Below are 19,601 nucleotides of genomic sequence, written 5' to 3' on the forward strand. Positions count from 1 at the left end.
TTGGGCGTAACTCAAGCGTTCGCTGCCGGCCTGCACCGCCAGTGCGTCAGGCGTGGCCTGGGCCTGGGCCGCGATGCGCTCATGGGCGTGTTGATGACCTCCGGCGGTCGCCGGCAACTGGCTGAGGGCAAGCACGTCGCGCTGCGCGGTGGCGTCGAGCAGGCGCAGATTGCCCAGGGGGACGTGAGCGTCGGCCAGCAGTTGCGCCAGCAGATGGTGCAGGTTGTCCCCCAGCCGCGTGACCTGAGACGCGCTGAACTGCGCGCGGTCGTAGCTGAACTCCAGGCCCAGTCCGGTGCCCAGTTCGATGCCAAGGGTCAATGGGTAATGGGTGCGCTCATGGTTATGCAGCGGCCCGAAGGTCAGGCCGGCCGGCGCGCCCTGTTTCAGCGCTTCGGCCACCGGGAAGTTTTCAAACACCAGCAGGGTATCGAACAGCGCGGCGCCTTGCTGGCCGGCCCAGCCCTGGATGTCGTAGAGCGGCACATGCTCGTGATCGCGCAGGCTGAGGTTCTGCGCCTGCAACTGGCTGAGCCAACTGGCGGCGGATTGCGCCGGCGAGGCGGCGCTGATGATCGGCAAGGTATTGATGAACAGGCCCAACTGTTGCTCGATCCCCGGCAACGGCGCGGAACGCCCGGCCACGGTGGCGCCGAAAGCCACGCAAGCCTGCCCGGTGTAGCGTTGCAGCAGCAGGCCCCAGGCGCCCTGCAACAGGGTGTTGAGGGTCACTTTATGCTGGCGGGCGAACTCACCGAGGCGCTGGGTGAAGTCACTGCCCAACACGACGTGATGCTCTGCAGTCCCCGCACCGTCAACCGGCGCGCGCAGCGCCTGGGCTAACCGGGTCGGCGCCGGCAATGGCGCCAGCTCGGCTTTCCAGAATGCTTCGCCATTGCCTTGCTGTTGCAGCCAGCCCAGGTAATCGCGAAATTGCCCAAGCGGTGCAGGCACGGCCTGGCCCGCGTAATGAGCAAGCACTTCGCCGAGCAACTGGGCGTTGCTCCAGCCATCCATCAGGATGTGGTGGCTGGTGAAAATCAGCTGCCAGGTCGTGCCCGCGCCACGCACCAGCACCAGGCGAAACAGCGGCGCGGCATTGAGTTCGAAGCCGCGCTCACGCTCGGCATTGGCCAGTGCATCGAAATCGGCGCGGGGGTCTTCAATCACTTGCAGTTGCAGGTCGACCTGGCGGCGAATCACTTGATGCGCGCTGTCCAGGCCCAGCCAATGGAAGCTGCTGCGCAGGATGTCGTGACGGTCCAGCGCGGCCTGCCAGGCGCGCCCGAACGCAAGCAGGTCGAGGCCGTCGATGTCCAGACGCAGCTGGTTGATATAGGCCTGGGCCTCGGGTTCCAACAGCGTGTGGAACAGCATGCCCTGCTGCATCGGCGACAAGGGGTAAAGGTCTGCGATGGCCGGCCCGGCCACCGGCAATGCATCCAGTTGCGCCTGGGTGACGCGTGCCAGGGGGAAATCCGATGGCGTGACCTGCCCGGCCGGCGTGGCACAGCAATGTTCGATCAGGGCCTTGAGTTCAGCGGCGTATTCGTCCGCCAGGCGCTGGATGGTCGAGGGTTCGAACATCTCGCGACTGAAGCCCCACTGCAAGGCCAACTCACCGCCATACACCTGCCCTTCCACCGTCAGCCAGTTGGCCAGCGGCGCCTCGGGGTCCTGAGCCTGGCCACTGCCCTCGCCGGCCGGTACGAACAGCGCCGACTCATCGAACTGGCGGTCGAACTGGCCCAAGTAGTTGAAGGTGATGCGTGGCGCGGCCAGCCCGGCCAGGGATTCGCGCGCTTGCGGCGCGCCGAGGTAGCGCAGCAGGCCATAGCCCAGGCCCTTGTCGGGGACGGCGCGCAGTTGCTCCTTGACCGCCTTAATTGCACCGGACAGCTCGCCATCGGCTTGCAGGCGCAATGGAAACAGGCTGGTGAACCAGCCGACGGTGCGGGTCAGGTCGATGCCATCGAACAGGTCCTCGCGACCATGTCCTTCCAGCTGGATCAGCGCGGCGGGATGACCGCTCCAACGGCTGACCACCCGTGCCAGGGCGGTGAGCAACAGGTCATTGACCTGGGTGCGATAGGCCGCCGGCGCCTCTTGCAGCAACTGGCGCGTGTGCTCGGCATCGAGGCGCGTTTCAAGCTTGGCGCCCAGGCGATTTTGCAGGCCACCCTCGGGGTGATCGCAAGGCAACTCGGCATCGATGGATTGCGCCTGCCAGTACGGCAGTTGGTGATCGAGGGCCTGCGCGTGGTCTTGCAGGCGCTGCGCCCAGTGCTGGTAGGCGCTGGTCTTTGCCGGCAATGTCTGTTCGCGATAAGCCTGTTGCAGGTCTTCCAGCAGGATGCGCCAGGACACGCCATCCACCACCAAATGGTGCACCACCAACAGCAAACGCTGGGTACCGTCGGCCATATCGACCAGGGCGGCGCGCAGCAGCGGGCCGTGCTCCAGGTCCAGGCTGCGCTGGGCCTCATCGCACAGCGCGGCGAATTCGGCGTCGCTGCCGGCACTGGCCTGCCACAACACCGATGCGCCGACCTGCGCGGCGTGATGCTGTTGCCAACCCTCGCCCTGCGCCACGAAGCGCAGACGCAGGGCGTCGTGATGCCGGATCAATTGCATCACCGCCGCATCGAGTCGAGAGAACTCCAGGGTTTCACGCGGCGTCAGCAGCAATGACTGGTTCCAATGCTGACGCGCCGGGATGGTCTGGGCGAAAAAGCCCTGCTGCACCGGCGTCAGGATGACCTCACCGCTGACCGGGCCTTGATCGATCGCATTGAGCTCATCGAAGCTCGCCACCAGCGCCAGGCTGCGCACGCTCTGGTATTGGAACAGGTCGCGCGGGCTGAGGCGGATACCGGCCTGACGGGCACGGCTGACCACCTGGATGGAAATGATCGAATCGCCGCCCAGCTCGAAAAAGTTATCGTCCAGGCCTACGGCTTCGATGCCTAGCACACTGCTCCAGATCGCGGCCAAGGCTTGTTGCAGGGGGTTTTCAGGCGCGGCGAAAGCCTGCTGCGGCGCAGTGTCCGGCAGTGGCAGCGCCTTGCGATCGAGCTTGCCGTTGGCGGTCACCGGCAGCCTGGCCAGGGTGATGAAATGGGTCGGCACCATGTATTCCGGCAGGCTGTTGAGCAGCCAGGCCTTGAGGTCGCCGACGGCCTCGCTTTCAAGGACCAGATAGGCCACCAGCTGCTTGCCGCCCTGTACCAGGACCACTGCTTCGCGCACCTGCGGGTGCTGCATCAAGCGTGTTTCGATCTCGCCCAGTTCGATGCGCAAGCCGCGCAGCTTGACCTGGTGGTCGAGGCGGCCGAGGTATTCGATCACCCCATCGGCGCGCTGACGCACACGGTCGCCGGTACGGTACAGGCGCTCAGCGGCCACGAAGGGGCTCGGCACAAAGCGCTCGGCGGTCAGCGCCGGGCGACGATGGTAGCTGCGCGCCAGACCGGTGCCGCCCAGGTAAAGCTCACCCGCAACACCGGCCGGTACCGGGTTGAGCTGGGCATCGAGCACGTAGGTGCCGAGGTTGGCGATCGGCCGGCCAATCGGCACGCTGTCGGCGCCTTCATCGATGCAGGTCCAGTGGGTCACGTCGATCGCGGCTTCGGTCGGGCCGTAGAGGTTGTACAAGGCCGCATTCGCCAGCTTGGCGAACACCTGCAGTTGCGCGTCCAACGGCAAGGCTTCGCCGCTGCAGACAATGCGCTTGAGGCTGGCGCAGGCGCCTACGCCTGGCTCATGGATGAACGCCTGCAACATGGACGGCACGAAATGCAGGGTGGTGATGGCGTGCCGCTTGATGGTCTCGATCAGGCGGGCCGGTTCACGGTGCTCTCCCGGTGCGGCGACCACCAGGCGCGCGCCGGTCATCAGCGGCCAGAAAAACTCCCACACCGAAACGTCGAAGCTGAACGGCGTTTTCTGCAGCACCGCGTCGCTGCCATCGAGTGCGTAGGCCTGCTGCATCCAGCACAGGCGGTTGACCAGCGCACGATGGCTGTTACCGGCGCCCTTGGGCTTGCCGGTGGAGCCGGAGGTGTAGATCACATAGGCCAGGTTCAACCCATGGAGGGTGACGTTCGGGGACTCGCTGCTGTAGGCGTCGAGCCAGTCGGCGGGCTGGTCCAGGGCTATCACCTGGATGCCTGCGGTCGGCAGTCGCGCCAACAGGTTTTGCTGGCTGAGCAGCAGCGTGATGCCGCTGTCGTCGATCATGTAGGCCAGGCGTTCCCCAGGGTATTCCGGGTCCAGCGGGACGTAGGCGCCGCCTGCCTTGAGGATGGCCAACAGGCCCACGACCATGTCGATGGAACGCTCGACACAGATCCCCACCAGCACATCCGGGCCGACGCCTCGCTCGCGCAATGCATGGGCTAACCGGTTGGCGCGCGCGTCAAGCTGGGCATAGGTCAGGGTGACCTCACCGAATACCAGCGCCGGGGCATCCGGCGTGCGTTGGGCCTGGTCTTCAATCAGGTGATGGATCGCGCGTTCGGTCGGGTACGGCGCGGCGGTGTGGTTCCAGGCCTTGACCAATACCTGCTGCTCGTCAGCGCCCAGCATCGGCAACTCGCCGATGCGCTGTTCACCGTCCGCCACCATCGCCTGCAACAGGCTGATCCAATGGCGGGCCATGCGCTGGATGGAAGGCGCGTCGAACAGGTCGTTGGCGTATGTCAGCGCGGCATGCAGGGTGCCTGATTTTTCATAGGTGTCGAGGGTAAGGTCGAACTGCGTGGTGCGACCCTGCCATTCCACCAGGGCCAGTTCCAGGCCGGAGGCGGTGCTGACGGAGGCGATGTCCGCCACCACCGGCTGATGGTTGTACATCACCTGGAACAGCGGCGTATGGCTCAGGCTACGCTCGACTTTCAAGGCTTCCACCAAGCGTTCGAACGGCAATTCCTGATGCGCCTGGGCACCCAGGGCGTGTTCCTTGATGCCTTGCAGCAGTTCGGCGACGCGGGTTTGTCCGGTCAGTTCGGTGCGCAGCACCTGGGTATTGACGAAGAAACCGATCAGCCCTTCGACTTCAGTGCGATTGCGGTTGGCGATGGGCACGCCGACGCGTATATCGCCCTGCCCCGTGTAGCGATGCAGCAGCACATTGAACGCGCCGAGCAGCAGCATGAACAAGGTGACGTTGTGCGTTTGCGCGCACGTGCGCAATTGCGCGGCCAGCGCCGGGTCGATCTCGAAGGTGTGGCGCGTGCCCTGGTAGCTGGGCATGGCCGGGAGTGGACGGTCGGTCGGCAGCTCCAGCACCGGGTGTTCATCGCCCAGGCGCGCCTGCCAGTATTGCAGCTGGCGCGCCTGCTCGCCGGCTTCCAGCCAGCGACGCTGCCAGAGGGCGTAGTCGCTGTACTGGATCGCCAGCGCCGGCAATTGCGGCGCTTCGTTGCGCTCGTGAGCGTCATAGAAACGGATGAATTCGTCGATCAACACATTCATCGACCAACCGTCGGAGACGATGTGGTGCAAGGTCAGCAGCAACACGTGCTCGTGTGCATCGAGCTTGAGCAGTTGCACGCGCAGCAGCGGGCCGTGTTCCAGGTCGAACGGCAACAGCGACTGACGCGTTGCCGACGCGTTGACGGCCTGCTCACGGTCAGCGGGGGCCAAGTTACTGAGGTCCAGGTGCTCGACTACCCCTGACGGTTCGATTGGAACCTGGGCCAGCCGCTCATCCGCCTGGCGCTGAAACACCGTGCGCAAGGTTTCGTGGCGCGCCACCAGGCTGGCGAACGCCTGGTCCAGGGAGTCCAGGCTCAGCGCACCCTTCAAGCGTACGGCGCCGGGCAGGTTATAGGCGCCGCTGGCCGGGTCCAACTGCCACAGAAACCACATGCGCTGCTGCGCGTAGGACAGCGCCTGGCGGTCCTCTGCCTCCACCCCCGCCGGAATCGGAAACCGGGAAAAATCCACGCCTTCTTTCTGCAGGGCCTGCAGGAACACTTGGCGCTTTTCCAGGGGCAACCCGATAAACCGGCGAGCAAGTTTCAAGGAGTCTTCAGCATTCATTTGTTGGAGTCCGGAGCAATAGGCAGGAAGCACAAAGGCACGTCGTCCCTATAAAACGAACCGCAGAGGGAAAAATTAGCGAGCAATGGGGGCTGCAAGCGAGGTGTCATCAAGGGTTACATCAATCTTGAGAAAGACACGTCAACCCAAGCTAGCATTGACGTACACCACTTTTTGCAACTACATTTAGTTACACGCAGGGAACGCCGTGTCCAAAAATGAAAAGCTGCTCGCCAAACTGCTCGATGAGCACGTGGCATTCACCTGGTCTGAACTCGTAACGCTGTTACGCCGACTGGGCTACACACAGATTGAAGGGGCTGGAAGCCGGGTCAAATTCGATATCGGCGACCCCAGTGCACTGATTACCCTGCACAAGCCTCACCCCGGCAACGAACTGAAACACTACATTCGGCGCCAAATCATCGAACAATTGAAATCAGGAGAACTGATTCAGTGAACAACCAGCTGAAACACAAAGGCTACATCGGCTCCATCGAAGCCAGCCTCGAAGACAACTGCCTGTTCGGCAAAATCCTGTTCATCAAGGCGTTGGTGAGCTACGAAGGCAAAACCGTCGCCGAGCTGGACGCGGCCTTCAGAGAGGCGGTGGACGATTACCTCGCCACCTGCCAGGCCCTCGGGCAAACGCCGGAAAAGCCTTGCAAGGGCTCGTTCAACGTACGCGTGGGTCATGATCTGCATTTGGCGGCAGCGCTGGCGGCGACCCGCAAGAAAGTGACGTTGAACGATCTGACACGCCAGGCGCTGAATGAGTTTTTACAACATCATTGCCCGGCGATTGGCTGACTGCCCAACCGCCGATACCCCAGCACGGCCGAACCCAACACCACCAACCCCGCCGCCAGCGCCACCCAGAACCCGCTGGCGGCGCCGGAGTGGTCAATCATCCAGCCCGAGCTGGCGGCGCCAATCGCCACGCCGATGCTCAGGCCGGTGATCAGCCAGGTCATGCCTTCAGTGAGGCGGCTCGGTGGGACCACTTGCTCCACCAGCGCCATGGACACGATCAGGGTCGGGGCGAAGAACAGGCCGGAGATAAAGATCGCCACGGCCAGGCCCGGAATATCGGTCACCCACAGCAACGGCAAGGTGGTCAACGCCGTGGCCACGCCGCAGAACAGAAACTGCCGGGGCAACGAGGCCTTGAGCTTGAGCGTGCCGAAAGCCAGGCCGGCCAGGCAGGAGCCGATGGCGTAGACCGACAGCACGATACTCGCCGCGGCGGGTTGACCCTGATGCTGGGCAAAGGCGACGCTGACCACATCCACCACCCCGACAATTACACCCATGGCCAGCAACAGGGTCATCAGGATCAGCACCGAAGGCGAGGCGATCAGCCAGCGTCCATGGTGGTCGTGGCGTGGGTGCACCGGCGGCTCGGTCTCGCGTTGCAGCACGAAAGTGGTCACGCCCACCGCCAGCAACAGCGCCGCCGCCAAAGGCCCGGCCTCGGCAAACAGCACCACGCTCAGACCGACCGAAATGGGCGGGCCGATGATAAAGCACACCTCATCGAGCACCGACTCCAGGGCGAACGCGGTTTGCAGCCTGGGCTGGCCGCGGTACAACTCGGTCCAGCGCGCTCGCACCATGGCCGACATGTTGGGCATGCAACCGGCCAGCGCGGCGAACAGGAACAACGTCCAGTTCGGCGCCTGCACACGCGTGCACAGCAGCACCATCAACAACGCGCCCCCACCGATCAGCGCGGCGATCGGCAGCACCCTGCCCTGGCCGTATCGATCCACCAGACGCGATACCTGCGGCGCACAAAATGCCGTGGCCAACGCGAACACCGCCGCCACCGAGCCCGCCAGGCCATAACCGCCATGCACCTGCGAGAGCATGGTGATCAGGCCGATACCGGTCATGGATATCGGCATGCGTGCCAGCATGCCCGCCAGGACAAAAGCGCGAGCGCCGGGAACCTGAAACAACGCGGCGTAGGGATTTGCCATTGATAAAGCGCCTTCTGTCCTTAGGTGGGGCAACCTTGTATCACACCAGCCGCTTGATCTGCTTATGCCGCCATACCAGGCGGTAATAGGCTGTCTGCAACACCAGCATCGCCAGGTAAGTCACCGGAAATGCCATCCATACGCCTTCCAGGCCAAAGTGCGCATTGAACAGGTACGCCACCGGCAATTCCACGCACAGCACACAGAAAATCGAGATAGCGACCGGCATCAGCACCACGCCGCTGGCACGCATGATCCCGCCGATCACGGCCTGGAAGCCGAACACCAGGATGCTCCACAGCATGATATGCAACAGGTGCTCGGCGTTGACGCGCGCGGCGGCGTCGGTGATGAACAGACCCAGCAGCCAATGCGACAACCCGTAGCCGAGCACGATCAGGCCACCGGTGAGGCCGGTATTGATCAACAGCCCGGTGCGCAGGATCGGCCCGATGCGCTCCAGGCGACCGGCGCCAATGGCCTGCGCGCCCAGGATCGAGGCGGTGATGGCAATCGACAGCGCCGGAAACTGCACGTAATTGACGATCTGCGTCACCGCGCCGTACGCCGCCGTTGCCTGGGAACCATGGCCGTTGACCAGCGCCAGGATGACCAATTCGGACAACGACAGCACCACCATCTGCAAGCCGGTAGGCAACCCGATGCGCAGGACCTTGCCGAGGATCACCCGGTCCAGGCGCAGGGCTGCGAGCATGTCGCGATCCGGCGCCATCACATGGTGCTTGTGGCGCAGGCGCAGAATCAGGAACAGCATCGCCAGGGCATTCCCCGCCAGCCCGGCGTACGCCGCACTCTGGATGCCCATGGGCGGCAGGCCGATCCAACCGCGGATCAGCGCCGGCGTCAGCAACAAGCCCACCAGGGTCGATACCATCAGCGCCAACAACGGCGAAACCGTGTCGCTGACGCCGCGCAGCAGCTGGGTATAAAGGATAAAGACCAGCAGCAGCGGCATGATCAGCATCATCACCTGGGCGTAGCCCACCGCATCGTCCAGCACATCGACGGGGGTTCCCAGGGCCTGCAACGCGGGGCGCGCAAACAGCCCACCCAGTACGGCCGCGAGCAAGCCTATCAGTGCGCCCAGGGTCAGCGTGGCGCCGGTGATCACCTTGACCAGTCCAGTCTCCCCGGCGCCCCAGGCCTGGCCGATCAGCACCGAGGCGCCGGCACCCAGGCCAATCACCAGGGCGATGAAGAAAAACACGATGGGGAACATGCCCGACACCGCCGCCAGCGCGTGGGTACCGAGCATCTGCCCGACATAGATACCGTTGAGCGTACCGGAGAAGCTTTGCAGAAAATTGGAGAGCACCATCGGTGCCAGAAAGAACAGGTAAACCTGCCACAACGGTCGTTGCTGGGTGACTTCCATGATGGTTTGGGCCCCTGGGTGGCAGTGGAGTGGTCAATCGCTTGAGGCTGTTGGCGCTGAACCGCCAATGGTACGCCGAGATCGATGGACCACTCCAGAGGGCAGGTAGTTGCGTGCAACGAGGCAGGTGCCAGGGACGGCTGCTATCCGCCTACCGGAAAGCAGCCTTTGATAGCCGCAAATATTACCCGCCGGCGGATACGGAGAAGTTACCCGCATACGCGCTGGCGTAGGGTTTGCTTGGCGCACGGGAGGATTGCTGGTCGATCATATGGTCGATGTTGACCATATCAAAGCGTTGGTCTTCAGCGCCCGGCTTGCCCTCCTCCCGAACGCCGATATCCAGCTCACGCAACAAGCCAGGACGATTGAGCAATTCCAGGGCCACTTCGCGCGCTTGCGGACTGAAGGTTCGTGTGGACGGGGTAAGACCCGCCGCCTCTTTCAGCTCATTCACATTGACGTACTTGTCATCCGCACCGGCGGTAAACTGTCTGAAATTATTTTTGACGGCATGCAGCAGCCCTTCGTCGCTCATCGTCCTGAATGTATTTGATGCATCCCCCAGGTCCTGCCGGGAGATACTGCCGTCAAGCACGCCACTGCGGCCTTGATCCAGTGTCTTGAACAGTTGTCCTCGCTCCATCAATTCCTGCGCGACAGCAGTATCGGCCGCACTGATGGGCCGTCCATCCAGGGTATGTCCCGACGCAGCGGCGCTCAGCGACTCATCCGTGATGCTACCTCGTGAAGGATCTTGCAGGGCACCGAAATGGGAAAGCACCTTGGCCGAGAACGCCTCGTCACTGTCATTGGCATAGGGTCGACCTGCGGCCATCACCGGGCTCCATGGCTGGCTACCTTGCACACCCATATAAGACGGGGGCTGCGACGCCTGCCAGCCTTGCATGCCTTGCGGCCCACCACCAAATGCAGGTTGCGCGTTGAACTGAGGAGAGCATTGCTGATTTATTCTCTGCTGTTGCATCGCGCCGTAATCGCCCCCGGCAAATCGATTGCCTGACAGTGGGGAATAGCCGCCCGCCTCCTGCTGAGACAACTGACCGATAGCCAGTTGCATATCCTCGCGGTTAATCAGGCCATCTTCCTGAGCGCCATTTTGAACACCGTCAAACAGGCTTGCGAGACCGGGCCGACCCAATATATCCCTGGCAAGCAACGTCATCTGATCATCATGACCGCCCATCCCCAATGGACGATTGGCCACATCAGCCAGCGACTCTCGAGACGCGAAAGAACTGCCAGGCGATCTGAAATACTCGAAGTTTTGCAGCAGCATGTCTGCAACGGCCGAGTGGGAATAATTGCTGGTCATTACGCTGGGCATATTCGCCATCGCATTACCCGCTGAGGGAAATTCGCGGTTCTGCACAGGCGGAGGCGAATAGAACGGCTGGTTTAAGTAAGTATTCATCATGGCAACACCTCATGTCTTGGACGTAACAACGGCCTGGCCAAACAAACAAGCGCTCGGTTCGGCTGCCTGTTGGTGGCAACTGAAACAGTGCAGTTCCAAACACACATAGGGTTTCGCATCAGAATCGGACTATCCACCAAACGCCTGCGAGGGCCGGCGAAGTGCAGGGTCAAGCGGAGCGATCTGCGGCCCGACCGCCGTCGTGGCGCAGAACACGTAGCTTGAGCAGCGAGTGGCGCATCTCGCGGTGGCGTTCGCTATTGAGCAGCAGCAATCCGCACAGCGGACATACGACACCCAACGTATAGGCCAAGGTGTGGGGATGGTACTGCAGGGTCGGTACCACCAGCATCAGACACATCGCAAAATAGCTTGCCAGGACAACACCCGCCCAACGCCGACCGCACACCATCATGGCATTGGAAAACACGGCAACAGTCGCCAATGCGACAAGACTCCACCCCGACATCTGCGCTTTGAGCGACGGGTCGAACCGGCGCAGATAGGTCGCATCATCCAATACCGTCACCAGGATGCCTGACAAAATCGCCATGGCCGTCGTGCCGAGAAGCACTGGCAGGTAGCGGCGCAAGACGCCAGCAATTGAGTCACTCGCTTTCAATACGCTGGAAGCCATTCCGTTGATCCTGAACTCATTGAAAGCTCAGAGCGTAAAGAATCCTCATCCTTCAATAATGTAGGAAAAATTCCATTTCATGGCGAGACACTTCCTGATATGGCTTGCAGCCCGCGCCTACTGCGGGGCAATCGGCAGCGCACGTTTATGCGCTGTCTTGCCATATGCCGCCTCGACAATCGCCCTCACCCGCTCGCTCACCGGTTCGCCCATCAAGTACGCGTCGATCTCGGCGTACGAGCAACCGTAGGCGTCCTCATCGAGTTTTCCCGGTGCCAGTTCTTCAAGATCGGCAGTCGGCGGCTTTTGCGCCAGTTTTGCCGGGGCACCGAGTGCGGTGGCAAGCAGGCGCACCTGGGATTTGGTCAGGCCAGACAACGGCGCCAGGTCGCAGGCGCCGTCGCCGAATTTAGTGAAGAACCCCATCAGCGCTTCGGCCGCCTGGTCGGTGCCGACCACCAGGCCATTGTGCAGGTTGGCGAGTGCATACTGCGCGATCATGCGCGCGCGGGCCTTGACATTGCCCTTGATGAAATCGCGTTGTGCGGCACTGGCTTGCGCAGCGGCCAGGTTGGCCATCAGGCCGTCGACACTGACGGCAATGTCCAGGGTGTCGACATGGTCCGGCAGGATAAAATCCAGGGAGGCCTGGGCATCGTGTTCGTCGCCCTGGGTTTTGTAGGGCAGACGCATGGCGATAAAGCGCGCGGCGTAGTCTTCGTCGCGCAGTTGCTGCACCGCCAACTGGCACAGGCGGCCTGCGAGCAATGAGTCGACACCGCCGCTGATACCCAGTACCAGCGCCTTGCAGGCAGAAGCGCGCAACACGCGCTTGATGAAATCGATGCGTCGTTGAATTTCCCGGGCCTCGCCACCTGCGACCAGCAAGCGGTCTACGTTCAACTCACGGGCGATGCGTTCTTGAGTGTGCATGTCATGCCTCCACGCTACCAACGTTGAATACCTGTGCTGCGTACTGCAGGAACGATGGGTCTTCGCAGACGTTCTTGACCGGGTCATCGGAAAATTTCACCACAGGCTCGCCGTGTACTCGCACCAGCTTCATCACGATACTCAATGGCTCCACGCCGTCCACATCACAGGCAAGGCTGGTGCCCATGCCGAAGCCGAACCTGGCCTTGCCGCGGATATGCCGCAGGATCGGCAGGCATTTTTCGAAATTCAGACCATCGGAGAACATAAGGTCTTTGGTCATCGGGTCGATACCGAGCGCCTTGTATCTGGCCAGCACCTTGTCGGCCCACACGATGGGGTCCCCGGAATCCTGGCGCAGGCCGTCGTAGAGCTTGGCGAAGTACAGATCGAAATCCTTGAGGAAGAAATCGGTGCTGATGCAATCGGTCAGGGCCATGCCAAGACGGCCGCGGTACTCGCGCACCCAGTTTTCCAGTGCGGCGTTCTGGCTTTCGCGCAGGCGCCCCAGTTGCTGGTGCACCATCAGCCATTGGTGGGCCATGGTGCCGATCAGCGGCAAGTCGAATTCATAGGCCAGGTGTGCGTTGCTGGTGCCGAGGAACTGGCCGGGGAAGTCGCGGCGCATGATGTCCACCACTTCGCGCTGGGCCTTGAATGACAGGCGCCGCCGCGTGGAAAAGTCGGAGACGCGCAGGTCGGCCAGTTCGTCGCGGCTGAGGTTTTTCTCCAGCCAGTCGAACTTCTGGTAGAGCTTGCGGGTGACGTCTTCGAGGGTGACGTCGGGGTACTTGTCGCGGTTGCGCAGCTCGCTGACCAGCGCCAGTACCGGTTGCTCGAACATGATGCAGTGCAGCATCGGGCCGATCACCCGGATGTTCAATTGCCCGTCCACTTCACTGACGTGGATATAACGCAGGTTGAAGCGAAACAGCCCGAGGAAGCGCTCGTAATCCGGCGTGAGGTATTCGCGAAAGCGCGGGTTGAACAGGAAGCGCAGCTCGCCTTCACGCATCTGCAGGCCGGCCAGCTGTTCCAGCTCGGCGCGCAGCTGCGGGATCAGATGGCCGAGTTTTTCCCTGGAGCGGACGATGAAGTTGTACTCCACATCCACATTGGGGTGCTGGTGCAGCACCGCCTGCATCATGGTGAAGGTGTAGTAATCGGTGTCGAGCAAGCCCTGGATGACCGGGGACTCGGTGTCATAGGCGCTTTCCATGGTGGATCTCCTTAAGCGTGGCCATCGCGGCCAGTTCTTCGCGGGTGCGGCTGATAGCGGCACCGGCCTTGAGCAATTCGTTGACGGCCTGCACGCCGCCCTCTTCAGTGATCCCTCGACACCCCGGCAGGTGCAACACCACCTGCAGCCCGGCCTTGAGCAGTTGCAGGGCGGTGGTCTTGACGCAGTAGTCCAGGGCCAGGCCACCGACGAGCACGCGGACGATGCCCCGGGCCTTGAGGTATTCAATGACGCCGGTCGACAGCTTGTCGTGCAGGTCGTGGTAGCAAGCGCCGTAGGGGTGCAGGTCGGGTTCGACGCCCTTCCACACGAAGTAGTCGTAGTCATAAGGGCTGGGCAATTCAGCCAGCAAGGTGAAGCCCTCGGTACCCGGCACGCAGTGGCTGACCCAGGTGACATCGGCGTGAGCCAGGCCGGTAGGTTGCAGCATCTGGCTGTGCTGCTCGACCACCCAGGGCGCCTGCGGGCTGTGGGCGTCCTTGCTGCCGATACGGCGCCCGGCAAGGCTGGCCATGTAGTTGAGTTCGGCACCGATCAGGTCTCCTCCGGCTACGGGCAGTTCGTCGGGGCACAGCGGCGTGAAACTCTTCTGGGCATCCACATCGAATGAGGCAATGGCAGTTTTGGCGAGGGTCATGGTGATTCTCCGGTGGCCTGGAAACAAAAGTACATGTCATGTACTTTCAAGGCAACAAGTATTTTCACGACTGCCTGAGCTCGAGTACATGACATATCTGTCCGAAGCGTTAGACTAGGTGCCTACGTTGTAAGAAGGACGTCACATGCCATTGAGCCCCTACCTGCACACCGTCGACTTGTGCGTACTGTGTTACTCCCGTGCCTGCGGGGAATTGAAGCTGTTGCTCAACAAGCGCGATGCCGAGCCCTTTGCCGGACATTGGGCATTGCCGGGTGTGGTGGTCAATGGCGATGTGCAGGACCTGAGCCTGCAGGATGCGGTGGAGCGACTTCGCGCCAGTGACAAGGTCGGCCTCGATCTGGTCTGGAACGAACAGGTGGGCACCGTGGGCGATGCGTTTCGCGACCCGCGCTGCTGGTCATCGTCCACTTACTACCTGGCGATCGTGGCCGAAGAAGTCGCGCTGGGCGGCCATCAGGCCTGGTATTCGTTGAGTGCGGTAGCCGATGGCAGTATCAAGTTACCGTTTGATCACAACAGGCTTGTGGCGGCCGTACAGGAGCGATTGTTTTCCAAATCGCTGTACAGCAGCCTGCCGTTGATGTTCCTGGGCCGTGAGTTCAGCGCACCGGAGGCGACTACGATTTTTTCTTTGGTACTCGCCCGGCCGGTGCTCAAGACCAGTATCCGCCAGCGCTTGCTGAAACTGACCGAGGCCGGGTATCTGCGCGAAACCGGGCGCAAAAAGCAGGGTGAAGGCGGCCGGCCCCAGGCGACGGTAGACATGTTGAAGCCAGGAGAGATCTACTTCTTTGATCGCAGCTTTGCCGAGTAACCGAACAACGAATATCAACGGGGTGGGGCTGGTTGTCCGTGCCCACCGTGTTGATCGGTGCACGCCACTAGTTCATCCAGTTACCGCCATCGACGTTGTAGGTCTGCGCGACGACATAGTCAGCCTCTTTCGACGCCAGGAAGATCGCCATGCCGATCAGGTCTTCAGCCGTGCCCATGCGCCCGTAAGGCACCTCGTCCCCTACCCGTTTCTTCTTCTCGCCCGGCGCCAGGCCTTCATGCCGGGCGAAGAGTGCATCCACTCCATCCCAGTGCTCACCGTCCACCACGCCCGGGGCGATGGCATTGACGTTGATGCCCTGCCTGATCAGGTTCAACCCCGCCGATTGCGTCAGGCTGATCACCGCCGCCTTGGTCGCGCAATACACCGCCACCAGCGCCTCGCCGCGCCGCCCGGCCTGGCTGGCCATGTTGATGATCTTGCCGCCGTGGCCCTGGCGGATCATCTGCCGCGCGGCGGCCTGCAAGGTAAACAGCGTACCCGCGACGTTGATCGAAAATAACCGTTCATAGCTGTCGCGGGTGATCTCGACGATGGGTGCCAGGTCGAAGAGTGCCGCGTTATTGATCAGAATATCCAGCTTGCCGGCGTGGGCGACCACGGCGGCGATGGCTGCGTCAATGGAGGCCTGGTCGGTGACGTCCATTGCCACCGCGTAAGCCTGGGGGCCCAGTTCGGCAGCGGTCTGCTCGGCGCGCTGCAGGTTGATATCGGCAACGGCGACCGTGGCGCCTTCGTGAATATAGGCCTGGGCAAACGCGCGACCAATGCCGCGCGCCGATCCGGTGATCAGTGCGCTTTTACCTTCAAGTCGTTTCATGGCGGTGTCCTTTGCAATCATGTCGGATTCCTGCACGGCTGATTACAGCAGTTGGAGACGACCTCTCACAAACGCACCGCACACGCTCGACCGGTACTTTTTTAACCGACCTCAAACGTGCAAAAAAGTATCAGCGCCCGATAGCACCGTGGGTAGCGCCGAGCCTGCCAAGGCGCGTATTTTGGCGGTTATCCAACGCACAAGAGGCAGCCGCATGCCCATCCGCGCTCCCCTGTTCGAGCAACGCCGCGCCGAACGTGAAGTGATCCTGCCCGAGCCGCAGCACTGTTTTCGCTGGTTCGAGCATGACTACCCGATTGACTTGGCGCGCTGGAACCACCACCCGGAATTCGAAATCCACCTGATCCGCCACGGCAGCGGCAAGCTGGTGGCGGGCGACTATATCGGTGCATTCGGTGCCGGGCATGTCGCGCTGATCGGTCCCGACCTGCCCCACGACTGGATTGGCGACCTGGCACCCGGCGAGTACCAGCGCGGCCGTGACGTGGTACTGCAATTCGACGGCGCCGCCCTCCTTGCCCTGCGCGAGGCCCTGCCGGAACTTGGCAACCTGCAGCCGCTGTTTGAACAGGCGCGACGCGGCCTGGAGTTCAAGCACGAAACAGCGGCGCAGGCGGCGCGGCTGATGGAAGCCATCGGCAACGCCCAGGGCCTGCAACGCCTGGTGCTGTTCCTGCAACTGCTCGACACCCTCAAGAACGCCCCGCCCCGACAGATCAAGGTCCTGGCCAGCCCGCGCTACGCACCGACCCTGGACCCGCGCAGCGCCGACCGCATCAACCAGGCCTTCGACTACCTCATGCGTGAATTGAGCGGCGAGGTGCGCGTGTCGGATATCGCCCGGCAGCTGGAAATGAGCGAACCAGGCTTCTCGCGCTTTTTCAAACGCAATACCGGCCATGGTTTTATCGAACTGATGCGCAAATTTCGCGTGCAGCGCGCCTGCCGGCTGTTGCTGCAAAGCGACAGATCGGTAGCGGACATCTGTTTTGAAGTGGGCTACGCCAACCTGTCCAACTTCAACCGGCATTTTCGGATCGAGATGAACCAGACGCCGAGTGAATATCGGCGTGAGACCGGCCTGCACGCGGTCAGTCACCTCGGCTGAATGACACCCTGTCATTTTCTGATCAAAGAGACGGTTATTTCCGCCTTTTCTCAGTCGATTCAGACCATTGACGAAAGTTGGTACAGCCTGTGCAAACGTTTGCGGAACGAACCTGGTCGCCAGGTTCACCCTGCCCGAGCAATCGGGTTCAAACCGCGTACGAATAGGGATTTTCAATGCACCCCACCTCAACGCCTCGTGCTTGCCTTGGTGTTTCCTTGCTACTGGCCGCCGTTACGGGACTACTCAGTGCACCCATTTTGGCGCACGACCAACCTTCGGATGACTCGGCACAGGGCGAAACCCTCAGCCCCGAGGCCAGCCCGCCGGCGAAAAAAGGCGCTTACCTGTCGGAATGGTTCAACCAGGACCTCACGCTGATCGGCAGCAAGGACATCAGCTTCGGTCCCAAGCCCCAGGACGACGTCTACCTGGAATACGAGTATTTCGGCCGCAAGGGGCCATTCGAGCTGTACGGCTACATCGACGTGCCAAAGATCCTCGGCATCGGTAACAGTAACGACAAAGGCGCGTGGGACCACGGCTCGCCCGTGTTCATGGAACATGAGCCGCGTATCTCCATCGACTACCTGGCCGGTCGCAGCCTGGCGATCGGGCCGTTCAAGGAATGGTATGTGGCGTTCGACTGGATCTACGACCACGGCAGCAACAAAGAGAATCGCGCCAATACCCTGTACAGCGGCCTTGGCACCGACATCGACACCCACTCGCGGGTCAACCTGTCGGCCAACTTCTACGGGCGCTACCAGTGGGAAAACTACGGCGCCAGCAATGAATATTCCTGGGACGGCTACCGCGCGCAGATGAAATACATCGTGCCCATCGGCAAATTCGACAACGGCGCCTCGCTGACCTACATCGGTTTTACCAACTACGATTTCGGCTCGGACCTGCACAAGGACAACCCGGCGCGCACCGCCAATTCCCTGGTGGCCACCAACGTGTTGTTGTACTCGTTCACCCATCTGCGCTTCACCCTGGTCGGCCGTTACTTTCATAACGGCGGCAACTGGGAGGATGGCAGCGAGTTGAATTTCGGCGAAGGCAACTTTCGCGCCCGCTCCGACGGCTGGGGTTACTACGCCGGCGTGGGCTACCAATTCTGATCAAGGAGCTGCAGATGAAAACTTTAACCCGCCTCTCGATGGCCATCGGCCTCGCCCTGCTGCCCCACGTGGTGCTGGCGGACAGCGCTGCGCCGATCAAGCCCAAGGTGATGTTGATCACCATGTTCGCCCCCGAGGCGCAAACCTGGATCGATCGCCTGGAGCTCAAACAGGAGGTACGCGTGCCCGGCTTGTCCGCCGAGTACCCGGCGATTCGCTGCAACACCCAGGACGTGTGCCTGCTGGTGACCGGCATGGGCCAGACCAACGCCGCCGCCTCCACCCTGGCACTGGCCCTGTCGCCCAGGTTCGACCTGCGCCAGAGCTATTTCCTGATCGCCGGGATTGCCGGTATCAGCCCCAAGCATGGCACCATCGGCACAGCCGCCTGGGCGCATTACCTGGTGGAATTCGGTACGCAGTGGGAGCTGGATTCCCGCGACGCGCCCAAGGATTGGCCGACGGGTTATATCGGCATCAACACCAAGGGCCCCAATGAAAAACCGCCGCTGGACTACAAGACCGAAGTCTTCGAGCTCAACCCAAAGCTTCAGGCCAAGGCGTTTGCCTTGTCGCACAAGGTTGAGTTGACTGAAAGCAAGGAGTCCGCCGCCTGGCGCAAGCACTACCCCGCCGCCCCGGCCAATCAGCCGCCCCAGGTCACACGCTGCGACACCCTGGCGGGCAATACCTGGTTTTCCGGCACCCGCCTGAGCGAACGCGCCGAGGTGTGGACCAAACTGCTTACGGACAACAAAGGCGAATACTGCACCACCCAGCAGGAAGACAACTCCACCTATGAAGCGCTGCTGCGCGCCAGCCGCGAAGGGCTGGTGGACATCCAGCGCCTGGCGGTGGTGCGTGCAGGCTCCGACTTTGACCGCCCGTACCCGGGCTACAGCGAAGTGGACAACCTGCTCAAGTACGCCGACCAGGGTGGGTTTGTACCGGCGTTGGAGAACCTCTACCGCACGGGCAATCCGCTGGTACAGGCGATCCTGAACAACTGGTCGGCCTGGGAAAAAGGCGTTCCAGAGGCCTGATACAGATCCAACTGTGGGAGGGGGCTTGCTCCCGAAAGCGATGCATCAGCCAGTACGTGATTGGCTGATCACCGCTATCGGGGCAAGGGCCCGCCGATCAATCATCTCAGGCGTTGGCAGACGACTTGGCGCATTCGCAACCCGTTGCCGCCGCGCACGGCTCACCGTGCGCATGATGCTCGGCGCAGCCCTGGCAGCAGTAGCCCTTGCCGTCCTTCATTATCGCGTCGACACCCAGTACGCATTTGCAGTGTGGGCAGGCACAGGTTTGATCCGGCATGGTCAGACTCCTTCTTCATGGTCGTCACGGCGCGG

Annotated in this window: 16 protein-coding genes; 6 read left to right on the forward strand and 10 right to left on the reverse strand. The window is 62.0% G+C overall.

The window, feature by feature from the left end; all coding sequences use genetic code 11:
- Positions 1-6,045 (reverse strand): non-ribosomal peptide synthetase (locus BFP96_RS27895; RefSeq protein ID WP_139113460.1); only part of this gene is annotated, 6,045 nt, incomplete at its 3' end.
- Between the two features lie 208 nt (positions 6,046-6,253).
- Between BFP96_RS27895 and BFP96_RS27900 the strand changes: the two genes are divergently transcribed.
- Positions 6,254-6,505 carry a type II toxin-antitoxin system HicA family toxin gene (locus BFP96_RS27900; RefSeq protein WP_065894295.1) on the forward strand — a complete coding sequence of 84 codons (252 nt, stop codon included), beginning with the start codon at positions 6,254-6,256 and terminating at the stop codon, positions 6,503-6,505.
- Positions 6,502-6,855: a type II toxin-antitoxin system HicB family antitoxin gene (locus BFP96_RS27905; protein WP_065894293.1), complete on the forward strand. Its 354-nt coding sequence runs from the start codon at positions 6,502-6,504 to the stop codon at positions 6,853-6,855. Before BFP96_RS27900 ends, BFP96_RS27905 begins: the two co-directional genes overlap by 4 nt.
- Here the strand turns inward: BFP96_RS27905 and BFP96_RS27910 are convergent.
- The 7 genes from BFP96_RS27910 to BFP96_RS27940 all read right to left on the reverse strand — a co-directional run bounded on the left by BFP96_RS27910 (position 6,834) and on the right by BFP96_RS27940 (position 14,308).
- Positions 6,834-8,027: an MFS transporter gene (locus BFP96_RS27910; protein WP_065894291.1), complete on the reverse strand. Its 1,194-nt coding sequence runs from the start codon at positions 8,025-8,027 to the stop codon at positions 6,834-6,836. The genes BFP96_RS27905 and BFP96_RS27910 overlap by 22 nt on opposite strands.
- A gap of 40 nt (positions 8,028-8,067) precedes the next feature.
- On the reverse strand, positions 8,068-9,423 hold the full coding sequence (locus BFP96_RS27915; protein ID WP_065884695.1) for an MATE family efflux transporter: 1,356 nt from the start codon (positions 9,421-9,423) through the stop codon (positions 8,068-8,070).
- A gap of 184 nt (positions 9,424-9,607) precedes the next feature.
- A complete protein-coding gene (locus BFP96_RS30985) occupies positions 9,608-10,861 on the reverse strand; it encodes a hypothetical protein (RefSeq protein ID WP_065937419.1) in 1,254 nt (417 codons plus the stop codon).
- A gap of 169 nt (positions 10,862-11,030) precedes the next feature.
- On the reverse strand, positions 11,031-11,498 hold the full coding sequence (locus BFP96_RS27925; RefSeq protein ID WP_065937420.1) for a hypothetical protein: 468 nt from the start codon (positions 11,496-11,498) through the stop codon (positions 11,031-11,033).
- 117 nt (positions 11,499-11,615) lie between these two features.
- Positions 11,616-12,431, reverse strand: coding sequence for an ammonia-dependent NAD(+) synthetase (nadE, locus tag BFP96_RS27930; RefSeq protein ID WP_065894283.1), 816 nt, complete (start codon positions 12,429-12,431; stop codon positions 11,616-11,618).
- A gap of 1 nt (position 12,432) precedes the next feature.
- Entirely contained in the window at positions 12,433-13,650 is a 1,218-nt protein-coding gene (pncB, locus tag BFP96_RS27935; RefSeq protein WP_065894281.1) for a nicotinate phosphoribosyltransferase, read from the reverse strand.
- Entirely contained in the window at positions 13,634-14,308 is a 675-nt protein-coding gene (locus tag BFP96_RS27940) for a nicotinamidase (protein ID WP_065937421.1), read from the reverse strand. Before BFP96_RS27940 ends, pncB begins: the two co-directional genes overlap by 17 nt.
- A 145-nt stretch (positions 14,309-14,453) precedes the next feature.
- Here BFP96_RS27940 and BFP96_RS27945 point away from each other — a divergent pair, with 145 nt between their 5' ends.
- The gene (locus tag BFP96_RS27945) at positions 14,454-15,146 is read left to right on the forward strand and encodes an NUDIX hydrolase (protein ID WP_065894278.1); all 693 of its coding nucleotides are present in this window, start codon (positions 14,454-14,456) and stop codon (positions 15,144-15,146) included.
- Between the two features lie 67 nt (positions 15,147-15,213).
- Here BFP96_RS27945 and BFP96_RS27950 read toward each other — a convergent pair whose 3' ends face one another.
- The gene (locus tag BFP96_RS27950) at positions 15,214-15,987 is read right to left on the reverse strand and encodes an L-iditol 2-dehydrogenase (RefSeq protein WP_065937434.1); all 774 of its coding nucleotides are present in this window, start codon (positions 15,985-15,987) and stop codon (positions 15,214-15,216) included.
- Positions 15,988-16,201: 214 nt separating this feature from the next.
- Between BFP96_RS27950 and BFP96_RS27955 the strand changes: the two genes are divergently transcribed.
- The 3 genes from BFP96_RS27955 to BFP96_RS27965 all read left to right on the forward strand — a co-directional run bounded on the left by BFP96_RS27955 (position 16,202) and on the right by BFP96_RS27965 (position 19,286).
- Complete coding sequence (locus BFP96_RS27955) at positions 16,202-17,116, forward strand: helix-turn-helix domain-containing protein (RefSeq protein ID WP_065897138.1); 915 nt, start codon at positions 16,202-16,204, stop codon at positions 17,114-17,116.
- 176 nt (positions 17,117-17,292) lie between these two features.
- Positions 17,293-18,243 (forward strand): nucleoside-specific channel-forming protein Tsx, encoded by a 951-nt coding sequence (locus BFP96_RS27960; RefSeq protein ID WP_065884702.1) that lies wholly within the window; start codon positions 17,293-17,295, stop codon positions 18,241-18,243.
- Positions 18,244-18,257: 14 nt separating this feature from the next.
- Positions 18,258-19,286: a purine-nucleoside phosphorylase gene (locus tag BFP96_RS27965; RefSeq protein ID WP_065894274.1), complete on the forward strand. Its 1,029-nt coding sequence runs from the start codon at positions 18,258-18,260 to the stop codon at positions 19,284-19,286.
- Between the two features lie 106 nt (positions 19,287-19,392).
- On the opposite strand, the gene BFP96_RS29850 is transcribed toward BFP96_RS27965, so the two are convergent.
- Positions 19,393-19,566 (reverse strand): metallothionein, encoded by a 174-nt coding sequence (locus BFP96_RS29850; RefSeq protein ID WP_083203250.1) that lies wholly within the window; start codon positions 19,564-19,566, stop codon positions 19,393-19,395.
- Positions 19,567-19,601: the final 35 nt, after the last annotated feature.

The organism is Pseudomonas sp. 34 E 7 (assembly GCF_900005715.1).
GTDB lineage: Bacteria > Pseudomonadota > Gammaproteobacteria > Pseudomonadales > Pseudomonadaceae > Aquipseudomonas > Aquipseudomonas orientalis_A.

What these genes read in the sequence shown, in the direction of transcription:
- BFP96_RS27910 (WP_065894291.1), bottom strand. Translation starts at nt 8,027, where the DNA reads ATGGCAAATCCCTACGCCGCGTTGTTTCAGGTTCCCGGCGCTCGCGCT.
- BFP96_RS27915 (WP_065884695.1), bottom strand. Translation starts at nt 9,423, where the DNA reads ATGGAAGTCACCCAGCAACGACCGTTGTGGCAGGTTTACCTGTTCTTT.
- BFP96_RS30985 (WP_065937419.1), bottom strand. Translation starts at nt 10,861, where the DNA reads ATGATGAATACTTACTTAAACCAGCCGTTCTATTCGCCTCCGCCTGTG.
- BFP96_RS27925 (WP_065937420.1), bottom strand. Translation starts at nt 11,498, where the DNA reads ATGGCTTCCAGCGTATTGAAAGCGAGTGACTCAATTGCTGGCGTCTTG.
- nadE (WP_065894283.1), bottom strand. Translation starts at nt 12,431, where the DNA reads ATGCACACTCAAGAACGCATCGCCCGTGAGTTGAACGTAGACCGCTTG.
- pncB (WP_065894281.1), bottom strand. Translation starts at nt 13,650, where the DNA reads ATGGAAAGCGCCTATGACACCGAGTCCCCGGTCATCCAGGGCTTGCTC.
- BFP96_RS27940 (WP_065937421.1), bottom strand. Translation starts at nt 14,308, where the DNA reads ATGACCCTCGCCAAAACTGCCATTGCCTCATTCGATGTGGATGCCCAG.
- BFP96_RS27945 (WP_065894278.1), top strand. Translation starts at nt 14,454, where the DNA reads ATGCCATTGAGCCCCTACCTGCACACCGTCGACTTGTGCGTACTGTGT.
- BFP96_RS27950 (WP_065937434.1), bottom strand. Translation starts at nt 15,987, where the DNA reads ATGAAACGACTTGAAGGTAAAAGCGCACTGATCACCGGATCGGCGCGC.
- BFP96_RS27955 (WP_065897138.1), top strand. Translation starts at nt 16,202, where the DNA reads ATGCCCATCCGCGCTCCCCTGTTCGAGCAACGCCGCGCCGAACGTGAA.
- BFP96_RS27960 (WP_065884702.1), top strand. Translation starts at nt 17,293, where the DNA reads ATGCACCCCACCTCAACGCCTCGTGCTTGCCTTGGTGTTTCCTTGCTA.
- BFP96_RS27965 (WP_065894274.1), top strand. Translation starts at nt 18,258, where the DNA reads ATGAAAACTTTAACCCGCCTCTCGATGGCCATCGGCCTCGCCCTGCTG.
- BFP96_RS29850 (WP_083203250.1), bottom strand. Translation starts at nt 19,566, where the DNA reads ATGCCGGATCAAACCTGTGCCTGCCCACACTGCAAATGCGTACTGGGT.